General features: G+C 60.9%; 17 protein-coding genes and 1 pseudogene. 14 read left to right on the top strand and 4 right to left on the bottom strand.

The window, feature by feature from the left end; translation table 11 throughout:
* The first annotated feature begins 256 nt into the window (after positions 1-256).
* The 12 genes from traI to trbI are packed head-to-tail and all read left to right on the top strand — an operon-like array spanning position 257 to position 10,564.
* The gene (gene traI / locus AVI_RS24445; protein ID WP_041699366.1) at positions 257-892 is read left to right on the top strand and encodes an acyl-homoserine-lactone synthase; all 636 of its coding nucleotides are present in this window, start codon (positions 257-259) and stop codon (positions 890-892) included.
* On the top strand, positions 889-1,860 hold the full coding sequence (gene trbB, locus AVI_RS24440; RefSeq protein WP_012650641.1) for a P-type conjugative transfer ATPase TrbB: 972 nt from the start codon (positions 889-891) through the stop codon (positions 1,858-1,860). The genes traI and trbB overlap by 4 nt, the downstream gene beginning before the upstream one ends.
* Complete coding sequence (trbC, locus tag AVI_RS24435; protein ID WP_012650640.1) at positions 1,850-2,254, top strand: conjugal transfer pilin TrbC; 405 nt, start codon at positions 1,850-1,852, stop codon at positions 2,252-2,254. The genes trbB and trbC overlap by 11 nt, the downstream gene beginning before the upstream one ends.
* Positions 2,247-2,546, top strand: coding sequence for a conjugal transfer protein TrbD (locus AVI_RS24430; RefSeq protein WP_012650639.1), 300 nt, complete (start codon positions 2,247-2,249; stop codon positions 2,544-2,546). Before trbC ends, AVI_RS24430 begins: the two co-directional genes overlap by 8 nt.
* Positions 2,547-2,556: 10 nt before the next feature.
* Positions 2,557-5,025, top strand: coding sequence for a conjugal transfer protein TrbE (locus AVI_RS24425; RefSeq protein WP_012650638.1), 2,469 nt, complete (start codon positions 2,557-2,559; stop codon positions 5,023-5,025).
* Positions 5,026-5,041: 16 nt separating this feature from the next.
* Positions 5,042-5,806 carry a P-type conjugative transfer protein TrbJ gene (gene trbJ / locus AVI_RS24420; RefSeq protein ID WP_417883978.1) on the top strand — a complete coding sequence of 255 codons (765 nt, stop codon included), beginning with the start codon at positions 5,042-5,044 and terminating at the stop codon, positions 5,804-5,806.
* Positions 5,803-6,024, top strand: a complete 222-nt coding sequence (gene trbK, locus AVI_RS24415) for an entry exclusion protein TrbK (protein WP_012650636.1) — start codon at positions 5,803-5,805, stop codon at positions 6,022-6,024. Before trbJ ends, trbK begins: the two co-directional genes overlap by 4 nt.
* Positions 6,018-7,214: a P-type conjugative transfer protein TrbL gene (gene trbL / locus AVI_RS24410; protein WP_012650635.1), complete on the top strand. Its 1,197-nt coding sequence runs from the start codon at positions 6,018-6,020 to the stop codon at positions 7,212-7,214. The genes trbK and trbL overlap by 7 nt, the downstream gene beginning before the upstream one ends.
* A 14-nt stretch (positions 7,215-7,228) precedes the next feature.
* Positions 7,229-7,891 (top strand): conjugal transfer protein TrbF, encoded by a 663-nt coding sequence (locus AVI_RS24405; RefSeq protein ID WP_012650634.1) that lies wholly within the window; start codon positions 7,229-7,231, stop codon positions 7,889-7,891.
* A 17-nt stretch (positions 7,892-7,908) separates the two neighbouring features.
* On the top strand, positions 7,909-8,763 hold the full coding sequence (gene trbG, locus AVI_RS24400) for a P-type conjugative transfer protein TrbG (protein ID WP_041699433.1): 855 nt from the start codon (positions 7,909-7,911) through the stop codon (positions 8,761-8,763).
* On the top strand, positions 8,763-9,239 hold the full coding sequence (gene trbH / locus AVI_RS24395; RefSeq protein WP_012650632.1) for a conjugal transfer protein TrbH: 477 nt from the start codon (positions 8,763-8,765) through the stop codon (positions 9,237-9,239). Before trbG ends, trbH begins: the two co-directional genes overlap by 1 nt.
* Before the next feature lie 11 nt (positions 9,240-9,250).
* Complete coding sequence (gene trbI / locus AVI_RS24390; protein ID WP_012650631.1) at positions 9,251-10,564, top strand: IncP-type conjugal transfer protein TrbI; 1,314 nt, start codon at positions 9,251-9,253, stop codon at positions 10,562-10,564.
* 32 nt (positions 10,565-10,596) lie between these two features.
* Here the strand turns inward: trbI and AVI_RS30735 are convergent, their stop codons facing one another.
* From AVI_RS30735 to AVI_RS29925, 3 genes are all read right to left on the bottom strand, one after another.
* Entirely contained in the window at positions 10,597-10,857 is a 261-nt protein-coding gene (locus tag AVI_RS30735) for an ATP-binding cassette domain-containing protein (RefSeq protein WP_139192268.1), read from the bottom strand.
* Between the two features lie 80 nt (positions 10,858-10,937).
* Complete coding sequence (locus AVI_RS29930) at positions 10,938-11,162, bottom strand: hypothetical protein (protein WP_080517068.1); 225 nt, start codon at positions 11,160-11,162, stop codon at positions 10,938-10,940.
* Positions 11,143-11,385 (bottom strand): PhnD/SsuA/transferrin family substrate-binding protein, encoded by a 243-nt coding sequence (locus AVI_RS29925; RefSeq protein WP_080517067.1) that lies wholly within the window; start codon positions 11,383-11,385, stop codon positions 11,143-11,145. Before AVI_RS29925 ends, AVI_RS29930 begins: the two co-directional genes overlap by 20 nt.
* A 718-nt stretch (positions 11,386-12,103) precedes the next feature.
* Between AVI_RS29925 and AVI_RS24380 the strand changes: the two genes are divergently transcribed.
* Complete coding sequence (locus tag AVI_RS24380; protein ID WP_012650629.1) at positions 12,104-13,027, top strand: LysR substrate-binding domain-containing protein; 924 nt, start codon at positions 12,104-12,106, stop codon at positions 13,025-13,027.
* A gap of 23 nt (positions 13,028-13,050) precedes the next feature.
* Here the strand turns inward: AVI_RS24380 and phnA are convergent, their stop codons facing one another.
* Positions 13,051-14,304 (bottom strand): phosphonoacetate hydrolase, encoded by a 1,254-nt coding sequence (gene phnA, locus AVI_RS24375; RefSeq protein ID WP_012650628.1) that lies wholly within the window; start codon positions 14,302-14,304, stop codon positions 13,051-13,053.
* 296 nt (positions 14,305-14,600) lie between these two features.
* On the opposite strand from phnA, the pseudogene AVI_RS31960 reads away from it, so the two are divergent.
* Positions 14,601-14,764, top strand: a pseudogene (locus AVI_RS31960) (IS1182 family transposase); the annotation flags it as partial.
* Between the last annotated feature and the right edge of the window lie 222 nt (positions 14,765-14,986).

Here is a 14,986-nt window from a genome sequence, read left to right as displayed (position 1 = left end):
ACGCATTTTCGTCGGAATGAGGCCGAATGCCTATTCGTCCTTTGAAAACTGTTAGTTAGGCCCCTTCCGGTCGTTCGAGCTCTGCGGCCGGAAGTGCAGATTTGCACCTACGCGCCGGCATTTCGCAGCTCTCCACCGCTCACATTCCGGAGCGTGGAACACCGACCCGGTAGAATCACTAGGTGCAAATCTGCACGTAGGCGCACGCGCCGCGAGATGATTTCTGTCCGCATGACCTGTTCATACGGAGATCATGATGCGGATACTGACAGTCTCGCCGGACCAGTACGAACGAAATCGAAGCTTCCTCAAACAGATGCACGGTCTTCGCGCGATGGTGTTCGGAGGCCGTCTTGAATGGGACGTCTCCATCACAGCAGGGGAAGAGCGCGACCAGTACGATGACTTCAAACCAACCTACCTTCTAGCGATTACCGATAGTGGATTGATCGCCGGTTGCGTCCGTCTTCTTCCGGCTTCCGGCCCGACGATGCTCGACCAGACCTTTCCCCAGCTGCTCGAAACGGGCTCACTCGTCGCACATTCCGGAATGGTCGAAAGTTCGCGCTTCTGCGTCGATACCGCGCTTGCATCGCGGAGGGATGCATGCCAACTGCATCTCGCAACGCTCACCCTGTTCGCTGGCATCATCGAATGGTCGATGGCAAGCGGCTACAGCGAGATCGTCACAGCGACCGATCTTCGTTTCGAACGCATCCTGAAGCGGGCCGGATGGCCGATGCGACGGCTCGGTGAACCGGCCGCGATCGGCAACACCATCGCCATTGCCGGGAGCTTGCCGGCGGATAGGACGAGCTTCCGGCAGGTTTGCCCACCGGGCTATCATGCGATCCCCCAGATCGACGTGGCAGCGATCAGGAGTGCCGCGTGACCCAGCTGCGCTCTCACTCCCGTCTCGTCCGCAAACTCCAGGACGCACTCGGCGACCAGCTCTGCGTCGCGCTCGATGACGCAACGGTCGTCGAGATCATGCTCAACCCCGATGGCAAGCTCTTCATCGAGCGCCTGGGCCATGGCGTGGCTCCGGCCGGCGCACTTAGCGCGGCTGCGGCCGAAGTCATCATTGGAAGCGTCGCCCACGCCCTGCAGTCGGAGGCCGACGACGAGCGGCCGATCATCTCGGGCGAGTTGCCGATCGGCGGGCACCGCTTCGAGGGCCTGCTGCCGCCGGTCGTTTCAGGACCGAGCTTCACAATCCGCCGGCGCGCGTCGCGCCTGATCCCGCTCGACGACTACGTGAAGCACAAGATCATGACCGAAGCGCAGGCATCGGTTCTGCGCAGCGCGATCTCGTCTCGCATGAACATCGTGATTTCCGGTGGCACGGGCTCCGGCAAGACGACGCTTGCCAATGCAGTCATTGCCGAAATCGTCGCCAATGCGCCGGACGACCGGATCGTCATCCTGGAGGACACCGCCGAGATCCAGTGCGCCGCTGAGAACGCGGTCGCGCTCCACACAAGCGACACGATCGACATGGCCCGGCTTCTCAAGAGCACGATGCGCTTGCGGCCTGATCGCATCATCGTCGGAGAGGTCCGCGACGGCGCGGCGCTGACGCTGCTCAAGAGTTGGAACACCGGCCATCCGGGCGGTGTAACGACCATTCATTCGAACACAGCAATGTCGGCTCTTCGCCGGCTCGAGCAACTGACCGCGGAAGCGAGCCAGCAGCCCATGCAGGAGGTGATCGGTGAGGCGGTCGATCTGATCGTCTCCATAGAACGAACGGGGAAGGGGAGGCGGGTCCGGGAGGTCATCCATGTCGAGGGTTTCGCCAACTCCCGCTACCGGACCGAACACTACGCCCAGATCGATGAGGATAGCCATGTCGCATAAGACCAGGATTACCGTTGCGCTTGCGGCATTCGCCGCCATCTCCAGCGTCATTCTGGCGGATCCGGCCTTCGCCTCTTCAGGCGGTAGTCTGCCCTGGGAATCTCCGCTGCAGCAGATCCAGCAGTCCATCACCGGGCCGGTTGCCGGCTTCATCGCGCTCGCGGCGGTCGCCATCGCTGGTGGTATGCTGATTTTCGGGGGCGAGTTGAATGACTTCGCAAGGCGGCTTTGCTACGTCGCCCTCGTTGGCGGCGTGTTGCTCGGCGCGACCCAGATCGTCGCACTCTTCGGTGCGACCGGCGCTTCGATCGGCGAGATAGAGGCCCGAACCAGATCTGGGATCGCCGAACAGTCAGCAACACTTCGACCGGAAGGGGAGGGGGCTCATGGCTGAGCCCGGCTCAAATCTTTCCCGTTCGCGGGTCCATCGGGCGCTGTCGCGCCCGAACCTGCTGATGGGCGCCGACCGCGAGCTGGTGCTGCTCACCGGCCTTGCCGCCGTGATCCTGATCTTCGTGGTGCTGACCTGGTACGCAGCGCTGTTCGGTGTCGCCATCTGGCTGATCGCGGTCGCCGCACTTCGCATGATGGCGAAGGCAGACCCGCTGATGCGCCGCGTCTATCTGCGACACGTGTCCTACCGATCCCTCTACCGGCCCACCTCGACGCCGTGGCGCAAGTTCTAAGGGGGCAAGCATGGTCGCACTAAAACTCTTCCGACACTCCGGCCCGTCATTCGCCGATCTGGTTCCCTATGCCGGTCTCGTCGATAATGGCGTGATCCTGCTGAAGGACGGCTCACTGATGGCCGGCTGGTATTTTGCCGGCCCGGACAGCGAAAGCTCGACGGACGCAGAACGAAATGAGGTCAGCCGGCAGATCAACATGATCCTGGCCCGGCTGGGTTCGGGCTGGATCATCCAGGTCGAAGCCTTGCGGGTTCCAACGATCGACTATCCGGCCGGCGACGCTTGCCATTTCCCGGATCCGGTCACGCGTGCGATCGATAGCGAGCGCCGGTACCATTTCGAGAGGGAGAGCGGGCATTTCGAGAGCCGGCACGCGCTGATCCTCACCTGGCAGCCGCCAGAACCGCGGCGGTCCGGGCTGACGCGCTATGTCTATTCGGATACCGCGAGCCGATCGGCGAGATATGCCGACACGACGCTCGATTCCTTTCGTACTTCCATCCGCGAGGTCGAACAGTATCTCGCCAATGTAGTTTCCATCCGCCGGATGGTGACGCGGGAAACCGAAGAGCGCGGGGCCTTCCGGATCGCCCGCTATGACGAGCTGTTCCAGTTCATCCGCTTCTGCATCACCGGCGAGAACCACGCGGTCCGCCTGCCCGATATCCCGATGTATCTCGACTGGCTGGTCACGGCCCAGCTCCAGCACGGTCTGACCCCGACCGTCGAAAACCGCTTCCTCGGTGTCGTCGCCATAGACGGACTGCCGGCGGAGAGCTGGCCGGGGATCCTGAATAGCCTCGACCTGATGCCGCTCACCTATCGCTGGTCCTCGCGCTTCGTGTTTCTCGACGAGCAGGATGCACGCCAGAAGCTCGAGCGCACCCGCAAGAAATGGCAGCAGAAGGTGCGGCCTTTCTTCGACCAGCTTTTCCAGACCCAGAGCCGCTCGGTCGACCAGGACGCCATGATGATGGTCGCCGAGACCGAGGACGCTATCGCCGAGGCGGCGTCGCAGCTCGTCGCCTATGGTTATTACACGCCGGTCATCGTCCTGTTCGACGAACAGCAACCGCGCCTTCAGGAAAAGTGTGAGGCGATCCGTCGCCTCATCCAGGCGGAAGGGTTCGGCGCCCGGATCGAGACGCTTAACGCGACCGACGCCTTTCTCGGCAGCCTGCCGGGCGTCTCCTATGCCAATATCCGCGAGCCGCTAGTCAACACGCGAAATCTCGCGGACCTCATTCCGTTGAACTCGGTCTGGTCGGGAAGCCCCATCGCACCGTGCCCGTTCTATCCGCCGGGATCGCCGCCGCTTATGCAGGTCGCCAGCGGATCGACGCCGTTCCGCCTGAACCTGCATGTCGACGATGTCGGGCATGCGCTGGTCTTCGGTCCGACCGGCTCGGGAAAGTCGACATTGCTATCGCTGATTGCCGCGCAGTTCCGACGCTATGCGAGCGCGCAGATCTTTGCCTTCGACAAGGGGCGGTCGATGTTGCCGCTGACGCTCGCCATAGGCGGCGATCACTACGAGATCGGCGGGGACACGGCCGGGGAAGGGGAGGGGGCTTCGCCGCGGCTGGCCTTCTGCCCGCTCGCAGAACTCTCGAGCGACGGCGACCGCGCCTGGGCGGCCGAGTGGATCGAGACGCTCGTCGCCCTGCAGGGCGTCACGGTCACGCCCGACTATCGCAACGCCATCTCCAGGCAACTGGCGCTCATGGCGGAATCGCGCGGCCGCTCGCTCTCGGACTTCGTCTCCGGAGTGCAGATGCGCGAGATCAAGGACGCCTTGCACCACTACACCGTCGACGGGCCGATGGGTCAGTTGCTCGATGCCGAAGAGGACGGACTGGCGCTCGGCGCCTTCCAGTGCTTCGAGGTTGAGGAGTTGATGAACCTGGGCGAGCGCAATCTCGTCCCGGTCCTCACCTATATGTTCCGGCGGGTCGAGAAACGACTGACAGGCGCTCCAAGCCTGATCATCCTCGATGAAGCCTGGCTGATGCTTGGCCATCCGACTTTCCGCGACAAGATCAGGGAATGGCTGAAGGTGCTGCGCAAGGCGAATTGCGCCGTCGTGCTTGCGACCCAGTCGATCTCCGACGCCGAGCGCTCGGGAATCATCGACGTGCTCAAGGAGAGCTGCCCGACGAAAATATGCCTGCCCAACGGCGCGGCCCGCGAGCCGGGGACGCGCGAGTTCTACGAGCGCATCGGCTTCAATGAGCGGCAGATCGAGATCGTCGCGACTGCGCTCCCGAAGCGCGAATACTACGTCGCCTCACCCGAAGGCCGCCGACTGTTCGATATGTCACTCGGGCCCATTGCCCTGTCTTTCGTCGGCGCGTCCGGCAAGGAGGATCTGAAGCGCATCCGCGCCCTTCATTCCAAATACGGGGCGGATTGGCCCAAGCACTGGCTCCAGCAAAGGGGGATCGCCCATGCCGATACACTTTTCCCGGCCGATTAAAACGGCGCGCGCCGCTATGATCACGGCCATCATGATCCCGGTCGCTCTCCCGCTTCCGGCCTATGCCGGCGGTGTGACCGGGCAGGCCACAGAGTGGACGCAGCTCGCCAACAATGCGGAGCTCATTAGTCTCGTCGGCAAGTCTGCCGAGCAGGTGAACAATCAGATCACCCAGATCAGCCAGCTTGCAGAGCAGATCCAGAACCAGATTAACATCTACAAGAACCTGCTGCAGAACACCGCGCAGCTGCCGAACCATATCTGGGGTCAGGTCGAGAACGACCTTAACAGGCTCCAGAACATCGTCGCGCAGGGGCAGGGCGTCGCCTTTTCGATGGGCAACATCGACGATGTTTTGAAGCAGCGTTTCCAGAGTTTTGCCGATATGAAGAGCAATCTGCCGGACGGTCAGAGCTTCTCGTCGACCTATCAGAACTGGTCGGACACCAATCGCGACACGATCGCCGGCACGCTGAAGGCGGCAAACCTGACGGCCGAGCAGTTTTCGAGCGAGGAGTCGACGATGTCGTCGCTGCGCTCGATGTCGGAGAGCGCCGACGGCCAGATGAAGGCCCTGCAGGTGGGGCACCAGATCGCAACGCAGCAGGTCGCGCAGATGCAGAAGCTGCGCGGGCTCGTCTCCCAGCAGATGACCATGATGGGAACATGGTTCCAGTCGGAACAGGCACAGAAGGATCTCGCCCAGGCCCGACGCGAGAAATTCTTCAACGCGCCCACCAATGACATCCGCGGTGGCCAGACGATGGAGCCACGCTGGTGAGCCCGCGTATCCTCATCGCCCTCGCCGTGGCGGGTGTGATCGCCTTCGCAGCCGGCATGACCGTTTGGGTCATCGCCCAGCCAGGCGGCGCCACGACTGAGACATCGACTGGGACGTCGGGCTCGGGTGCCGCGCAGCGCGAGCATCGAGAGCGCTTTTTCGGCGGTGATCTGGATCACGACGTGCGCGGCGGGCAGGAGATGAAGCCGCGATGGTAGTCGTCCGCCCGTCCCGCAAGCTCGAAACCGCATTCATCGTCGTCGCGATCCTGGCTCTCGCGACCGCGCCGGCGCTCGCCCAGCAGGGCTCCGTCCTCACCACGTTGGAGAACCAGGTCGTCACCGCCGCCAAGGGGTGGGAGACGACGATCATGAACGCGGCGCGGTCGCTGTTCTGGATTCTCGCAGGGATCGAGATCGGCATCGCGGCCGTGTGGCTCGCAATCAACGCCGCATCGCTTGACGCCTGGTTCGCCGAGCTCGTTCGTCGGATCATGTTCATAGGTCTGTTCGCCTTCATCCTCGATCGCGGCCCGGCGCTCGCGAAGGCGGTGGTCGACAGCCTGTTCCAGATCGGCGCTGGCGGCGGGTCTGCCTCACCGGCCAACATCTTCGACGCCGGCATCCGCGTCGCATCGAAAATGTCCGAGCAGGCAAAGTTCGGGCTGTGGGAAGACAACGCGCTGGCGATCGCCGCGGTCTTCGCGATGATCGTGGTCGTCGTCGCGTTCTCGCTCGTCGCCGCGATCTTCGTCGCCGTCATGGTCGAGATGTATGTCGGCTTGCTCGCCGGCATGATCATGCTCGGGCTCGGCGGCAGCTCGTACACCAAGGATTTCGCGGTCCGCTACCTGGTCTATGCCTTCTCCGTCGGCATGAAGCTGATGGCGCTCGTCATGATCGCCAAGATCGGCTCCGACATTCTGATCGGGCTGGCCGAGGCGCCGACGGCGACCTCCGACCAGTTCATCACCACGATCGGCATCGCCGGCATCTCCGTCGTTGTGTTCATCATCGCCATGTATGTGCCGCCGATCATCCAGGGTGTCGTGCAGGGCGCGTCGGTCTCTGGCGGCATGGAGGTGATCCGCCATGGTGGCCAGACGGCCGCCTTCGCTGCCGGCGGCGCCTTCCTCGGTGCGGGCGCCGCGATGAAGGGGGCAGAATCAGCGAGCTCGGCGAGGGCGGGGGGCTCGTCCCTGGCGGGAGCGGCTCTTCGCGGCATGGCGTCCTGCATCGGCAATGCGGGTTGGGCAGCGGGATCGGCCGCGAAGGAGAAGGCGATCGCTTCACCCGGAGCCTATGCCGGCTCGTTGCTCGGCCTCGCCAACGCCAAGCTCGACCAGACGCGGCAATCCGGCAGAACCTCGGCGCCTCCTCCGCCTCCACCCGTCAACGAAAACAAGTAAGAGGCTGACCGCACATGGCCGGACGCACCCCGCCCGACAATCCCTATATCGCTGCGAGAACGGAATGGAACGAGCGCTACGGCTCCTATGTCAAGGCGGCCGCGGCGTGGCGTCTGGTCGGCGTCACCGGGATGACCATGGCGGTGATCGGCTTTTCCTACGCGCTCTTCCAGAGCACGCAGGTCAAGCTCGTCCCGTATATCGTGGAAGTGGACAAGCTCGGTACGGCCTCGAACGCCGGATTTCCCCAGCAGATCGAATATGCCGACCCGCGCGTGGTGCGCGCCACGCTCGGCAGTTTCGTTTCGAACTTCCGGTCGGTGACGCCCGACGCTGTGGTGCAGAAACAATATATCGACCGCACCTATGCGCTGCTTCGGACCTCAGATCCTGCGACCGAGAAGGTCAACGCCTGGTTCCGCTCCTCTTCGCCCTTCGAGAAGGCAAAGAACGCCACCGTCGCCGTCGAGGTCAACAACATCGTGGCGCTGTCGAACCAGTCCTACCAGATCGACTGGACGGAGTTCGAGCGCGACCGCCGCGGCAAGGAGACCGCCACACGCCGGTTCCGCGGCATTGCCACCGTAACGCTGACGCCACCGCAGGACGAGGGCGTCATCCGGCTTAACCCGATCGGTCTCTATCTCCGGGATCTCGACTGGACCGCGCAGCTTTGAAAGGCATGGCCCCGAACATGAACATTCGACTGAGACGTTTTTCGGTCACCCTGACTGCTGCAACGATCCTCGCCGTCATCGTGCCGTTTTCGGCTTTTCTTTCCTCACGCGCGCTCGCAGCCGATGGCGTCACCGCCAATGAGGCGAAGGGGATGGGAATTTCCACCCAGTGGCGCGGATCACGCGGACTTGTCACGAAAGGACCGGACGGGAAGGTGATCTTCCTCTACGGCGAGGTGCAGCCCTCCGTGGTTTGTTCGCCCTTGCAGGTCTGCGATATCGAGCTCCAGAGCGGCGAGGTGGTTCGCGACGTGCTGGTCGGCGACACCGTCAGGTGGAAGGTCGAGCCCGCAACGTCAGGAGCGGCGGGAGGGCAGGCGATCCACCTGATCGTCAAGCCATCCGAGCCGAACCTTGTCACCTCGATGGTGGTGACAACCTCGCGCCGCACCTATCACATCCAGCTCAAGTCGCATGCAAACCAATACATGGCCCGCGTCGGCTTCGAATATCCGGAAGACGTTTCCACCAAGCTCGCTGACATCAACGCGCGGATGGAGGCAAGCACGATCCCCGGCACCGGCGTCCCGGCCGAGCAGTTGAATTTCTCGTATTCGGTCTCCGGCAATGCCGGCTGGCGGCCGACACGGGTCTATAGTGACGGGGAAAAGACCTACATCCAGTTCCCGCGCTCGATCTCCAGCCAGGACGCGCCGGTTCTCTTTGTCGTCTCGGGAGGACAGAACCGCATCGTCAACTACCGGATGAAGGGTGACATGATGGTGGTCGACTATCACGTCGATCGTGCGGTCCTTGTTTCCGGCGTCGGCTGGAAACAGGAGAAGGTGACGATCCGGCGGGGAGGGCGGTGATGCGAAGCCTCTCCTCCCGCACGCCGCCCTTGCACCCCCTCCGCAGCCTCGCTGCCGCCTGCGCCCTCGCCCTCCTCCTTTCCGGATGCCAGTCGCTCGGAACGGATGGATTGACCTCCAGCAACGCGCCTACCGAGATCTCGGGGCCGGCGGCAAGCGCCATTGCCGGCGACATGGTGAGCAGGCTCGCCGAGCAGATTGGCCCCGGAACCGCGACCGTCTCGCTGAGGCAGGATAGCTCGCCCTTCGGGCAAGCGCTGGAAGCGGCCCTGAAAGGCTGGGGCTATGCCGTTGTGACCGACCAGAAGACCGACAGTACGAAGCGCACCGTGCCCCTCGGCTACGTCGTTATTCCCTTCGAGGGTCAGGTGCTCGCGCGGCTGTCGACCAACAGCGTCGAGCTCGGCCGCGCCTATACCGTCACCGCGACTGGTGCGCAGCCGGCGAGCGCGCTCTCGGTCATGCAACGCGGGTAGGGGAGGGCGCCATGGTTCAATCGCTCAAGCTCGGCGGCACTGTCAACGAGGAGACAGGCCCCGGCATGCGCCGGATAAACCGTCTCCCGATCATCGTCGTGGTCGTGCTGGTGGTCGCCTTCCTCGCGGTCATCTTCTACGGCCTGTCGTCGCGCGGGCTATATTTCCGCGATACCGGACCGGACACAAGCTCCGGCAATCCGGCGTCGACCTTCGCCGATCAGATCAAGCGTGGCGTTTCCGACGGCATCATCGGCGAGCCGCAGCAGGTGACGACGCTGCAGCCGACGCCGGTCGAGACGCAAGAGGAGAAGCGCTCCGTCAATCCGTTCACACCGCAGCCCGGTCAAAGGGAAGAGGCACGGCCGGAACAGCAACTGGAATCTGAAAAGGTCTGGCGCGCCCGTTTGCAGCGCGAGCAGGAAGAGCAATATCTTCGCGAGCGGCAGCGCCAGAGAATGGCCCGGCTGCAGGCCAATGACGCCGCCTATGATTCGCCGATCGCTGTCGATCGCGGAAAGTTCGACAAGCGGGGAGCGGACACAAACGACACGGCGGCCGCGACGACGAATGGCGTTTCCACTGCAATGACACCTGGCGCATCCGACCTGTACGCAGCCGCTGTTCGTGCGGGTCTTGGCGGGCAAAATGTTGATCCTAACGGCCAGAAGTCCAAGGAGGACTTCTTTAATGCCGACCTCAAGGAACTTGGCTACCTGCCAAACCGTGTCGTCCCCCAGCAGTCGCTTTACGAACTCAAGCGCGGCTCGGTTATTCCCGCGACATTGATCACCGGGATCAATTCCGATCTTCCCGGTCGCATCACCGCCCAGGTGAGCCAGAACGTCTATGACTCAGCTACGGGACATCGGCTCCTGATCCCGCAGGGAACGAAACTGTTCGGCCGTTATGACAGCAAGGTGTCGTTCGGCCAGAGCCGTGTTCTGGTCGTCTGGACCGACATCATCTTCCCGAACGGCTCGACGCTTCAGATCGGTGGCATGGCTGGCACAGACGCGCAGGGCTACAGCGGTTTCCGCGACAAGGTCGACCGCAAGTGGCTTCAGACCTTCGGCTCGGCCATCCTCATTGCGGTAATCGGCACCGGGATCGATATGGCTGTACCGCAGAGCTCGACGCTGGCGACGCAGGATACTGCCTCGGATGCGGCGCGGAGGAATTTCGCGGAAACCTTCGGCCGTGTCGCAGACCGAACTATACAGAGAAACATGGACGTCCAGCCGACGCTGGAGATCCAACCTGGCTACAGGTTCAACGTCCTTGTCGATCAGGACATTGTTTTTCCAAGCGCTTACAGAAACTAACGCTGGTCCGCTGTTCAAATGCCATCAAGGCATTAGCGCATTCGCGATCTTACGACATCGCTTGCAGGACCGCAGTCGCCGCCTGCTGGACACTGGACGACAGATTTTAGTCGGCAGGCGATGGCATTCAGCCCGACGACGCTTTTCAGCAGCGTCGATTTCCTGGATCCGTTCGCTCCGATTAGGGCAACGCCGTCGCCTTCAGCGATTTCTAACGACACGCCATGAAGGACCCAGACCGCCGGTCGATGAATAGGATTTGAAGACGTCGTGGCAAGACAAGCTGTATGCATCGCCGACTTGCTCTCCCTCGATGCCAGGTCTGGACACGAGGTTTGGCCGCGTCGCCAGCGTGCCGCGGCCATGGATCAGGTTACTCATCAATAAATTTCCCAAACGACTTGATGCCAATCGTATTGTACATGGCACGGACGTAGTCGTAGTCGCTGCCTGCGATCTTACTCTGGAACACGCCTCGGGCATATTTCTGATTGTCGTCGGTACCATCAAGAATGGCGCTCAGCAGTTTCCGAGCCATGCTCTGTGACGCATTCTTGATCTTTGCGACCACAGCTGGGTCAGCCTTTGCGCTCGCCATCAGCGGATCGTTGGGGCAGGTGGTCGAAGCTCATGCCTACAGCATCAAGGTCGCCGTCTATCAACGCCTGGATGGCAACGTTCCGGTCGATGTGAAGCGACTGGTAATCGTCGCTGTATTTCAGGCCTTGGTCGGCCAGCGCCTGCGCCGGCCCAAGATGAGTGGATGTGGAGCCGGCAGAAGAACCAAAGGCGATCTTCTTTCCCTTGAGATCTTTGACCATATTGATGCCCCGGCCGGCGATCGTGACGACTTGAGCGAATAGTCAGGACGCTGCCAACCAACGATCACGTCAGCTTTAGATAACTGGTGCATGACGAGATATTCGGATGGGCCCGTCAGAGCGAGCTCGAGTTGTCCCGAATTCATAGCGTCGACGGCGGCAGTGCGCGAGCTGACAGGGAGAAACTTTATCTCCAGCCCGGTGATCATGCATCGCACGTGGAGTGACCGAACCGAATTCTGCTGGACACGGGAGAGCTTGCCTGTTGCTGCGTAATTAGCAACCCGGGTAACGAGAAAAAAGGAGACAAGAAGATTCCGCCGCCGGTGGAAAGATGTCCTTCGCAGGACGACGGATGGGGTGAGTTCGCTTGTTGTCTTGGTACGGTCGTTTATTGCGATCAGGTCGCCGATTAGATTGTTCCGCCTCATTCTTCTGGTCCCATAGTGGGAGGGCCACACAGGCCGATCCCGGAGAGAAGCGCGATACTGCGAAGACATCAATAGCCATAGCTGCGGACAGTCAGAAGGTGCTTGACCTCACCACGCCGAATAGAGAAGACGACGCATGAAGCTTTTCCTTACTTGTGATAAGCGCGTCACAAACGTTGTATAAAAAGACTGGCTTGACTTTACAGATCGACATATATACGCATCTGCATTTCACTACACTAGATGTAGTGCGTACAGTGACTTTATGGCGGAAGGAGCTTGAGTGAATGGAACAGCGAAAACGCCGCCTTCCACCGCTGAAGTCATTGCTGTTCTTGGAAAGCGTGGTCAGGAACCAAAGCGTAACGGCTGCAGCGGATGAGCTGTCGATCACCCATAGCGCGGTCAGCAAGCAGCTGTCACAGCTGGAAGTATGGATCGGGCAGCCGCTCTTTCTTGAGAAGCGCAAAGGAATGATTCCGACAGCAGAGATCGGGCGTGTAGCGGCTGTGTTGGGCAACGCATTCGATGAAATACAGGACGCACTTGATGAGCTACATCCCAAACGGGCCGCAAAGCCGCCGGTACTTCGCGTCATTGCTCCCGCGACCTTGGCAATGCGTTGGCTGATACCGAAGCTTGGCGAGTTTCACACATCCGCAGGTGAGACGGACGTGATGGTGCGGCCCACGCATACGCCCGACAATTGGCTCGAGATGGAATTCGACATCGCGATCCGGAGGGGCGGCTTGATACCACCGCAATTTCTGCCCCAGTCGCTTTTTGCCGAGACACTGTCACTGGTGGCTACGGCGCGGGTCGCTGAGAGCTATCGCATGGGGCAGGGAGATCAACTGTCTCAGATTGGCTTGATCGATGTATCAACGCGTCATGGTGAACTAATGAACTGGCTGAAGCTGGCTGGTCTGCCGGTGGCAATGGCGCGTCAGGCAACCAAGTTGCCGCATTTCTATATCGCCCTGGACGCCATGTTCGCGGGCCGCGGCGCCTTGGTGGTTCCGACCTACCTGATCGAGGATCAGCTGTCACGCGGCGAGCTCGTGGAGCTGTTTCCTCAATCGCGGATCCAAGGCCCGAGCTACCAGGTTTTCGTCAATCCCGCGTCCGGCGCGGGAAATTTAGCCAAGGGGTTTGTGGACTGGATTAAGCGCGCTATCCCTTCGGTGGCTCAATATGCCGAAACGAGATAAACCGGACCTACTTGACTTTCGTGTCAGAGCGTACCGTTGAGCGCGTAGTCGAACACGTCGAAATTACGCAGATTTGCGATCGAGCGTTTTGCGTAAGTCTCGTTCAATGGATGCGAGATGATGAAAGGAACCTGTTGTTCGGCAAGGCTACCGTGTGAGCGAAGTCGCTCGCCGGCAAGCTGAGAGATGTCGTGATCGATGTTGCGTGCGCCGAGCGCGACGCCGCGGCATGAAATGACTACGATATCGGCTTCGCGATCCAACGGAAACTCGAATTGGGCCGCAGCCTGCTCTCCGGTCAACGCGACTTCAACACCAGGAAGGGTGCGGATCGCTTTCAGGATCTCATTGCGATCAAGACCGTCCTTCATGAGGTGAACGCGCACAAAACCGCCGAGCGCGCCGTGATGCTTCACGAAGGGATCGGTAATTGGGCAGATTACCCGCGTCGAGCCTTCGCCGAATTCTTCGTCGAGGATGTCTCCGAGATAGACGACGTTTGGTGTGCCATCAGCGCGAGAGAGGTCGTTCATCCCATGATCCGCAACAATGCCGATCGTTGCACCCAGATCGATCAGACGCGCTAGACGATCGTCGACATCCTTCATGAACTCGTGGGCTTCAGGCGCATCGGGAGCATGCTTGTGCTGGACCAGGTCGGAGAGCGAGAGATAGAGAATGTCGAGAGGGCGTGTCTCAAGCAGGCGGATACCGGCGTCCAGCACGAAAAGAGATAGGTCCGATGAATACTGGTCCGGCGTTCCCCGCCCGACGAGACCGGTCAAGTCTTCGATGCCATTTTCCTCGATCGTGCACTTGTCGGCATACTGCGCCGAGACGGCAATGCCCTGCATCTCGTGCGCCAGCGCCTTTCGAAGCTTGTCTTTGGCAGTCACGACGGCAATCTTGGCACCCGCCTTGGAGAATTGCGAAAGGATCGTCGGCGCTCGCATTAGGCGTGCATCGAGCATCATGACTTCCTGTTTGGTCTCGCGGTCCAGATAATAGTTGCCGGCGACACCGTGAACGACCGGGGGAGCACCGCAGACAATCGAAACGTTGTTGGGATTGGTGAAGGTCGGCATCGCAGCATCAGCGATAGCGTAAAAGCCATCGTTTAGGAAACCGCTTAATGTGGGGATATGACCGGCAGGTCCCGAAGCCGCAAGATAGGCAGGGTCGCAGCCGTCGAAGCAAATGACAACAGTCGGACGCACCGGCCAGCGATAAGTTCTTCCGTTGGCTTCGATCTGACTAACAGTGGTGGTAACAGACATCTGCAAATCCTTTCCGTGTCATGTTCTTCGCGACTGCATCGAACAGCCGCCCTTCGAGGTATACGGAACAAGGAAGATGATAAATTTGCTTTATCTCCATGTCGGTGTGAGCTTTTGGAACAGCTAACTTCGACGACGCGGTGGGAGAAAAGGTCGCTTACCCTTGCTAAAGAACATCAAGATAAGCGCTGACATGTCGGCCATCTGTCGTCGCGGCCAGTGCGACAATATCGATCCCTTCGGACACCAAGGCTGTCGCCTGATTAAGCGTTGTTCAGCGGGAACGAACGCGTCGCTCTCTTGATCGCATGGCGGCAAGGTTGGCGGCGCGTCCGACATTCGATCGGAGGCGCGAAAGTGTCGAGCATCCGTTTGGGACGATCAAACAGTGGATGTACCACGGCGCGTTCCTGATGCGGGCCTGAGAGTGCGGGGCGAGTTCAGTTTGACGGCGCTTGTCTAAGCATCCGAAGATGCCATCACTCTTGTCGGCGTTTCCGTCCTGATCGCTGCTGTTTGGACATGAGCGGCCGGCATTTGTCAATTTTAAACCTATAAAAAGCTCCCTAAACGTGGCCAACGTCTCGGAGGCGAAACTGTAGGTTCTTGGTTCTATCGCGCAGTGCGCGAAAAGGTCGGATAATCAGCTGTCCGCAGATGTTGGGAAGCTCTGCTGGACTTT

This window comes from Allorhizobium ampelinum S4 (genome assembly GCF_000016285.1).
In the GTDB taxonomy this organism is placed as follows: domain Bacteria; phylum Pseudomonadota; class Alphaproteobacteria; order Rhizobiales; family Rhizobiaceae; genus Allorhizobium; species Allorhizobium ampelinum.
This window is presented reverse-complemented; position numbering and strand designations above follow the sequence as displayed.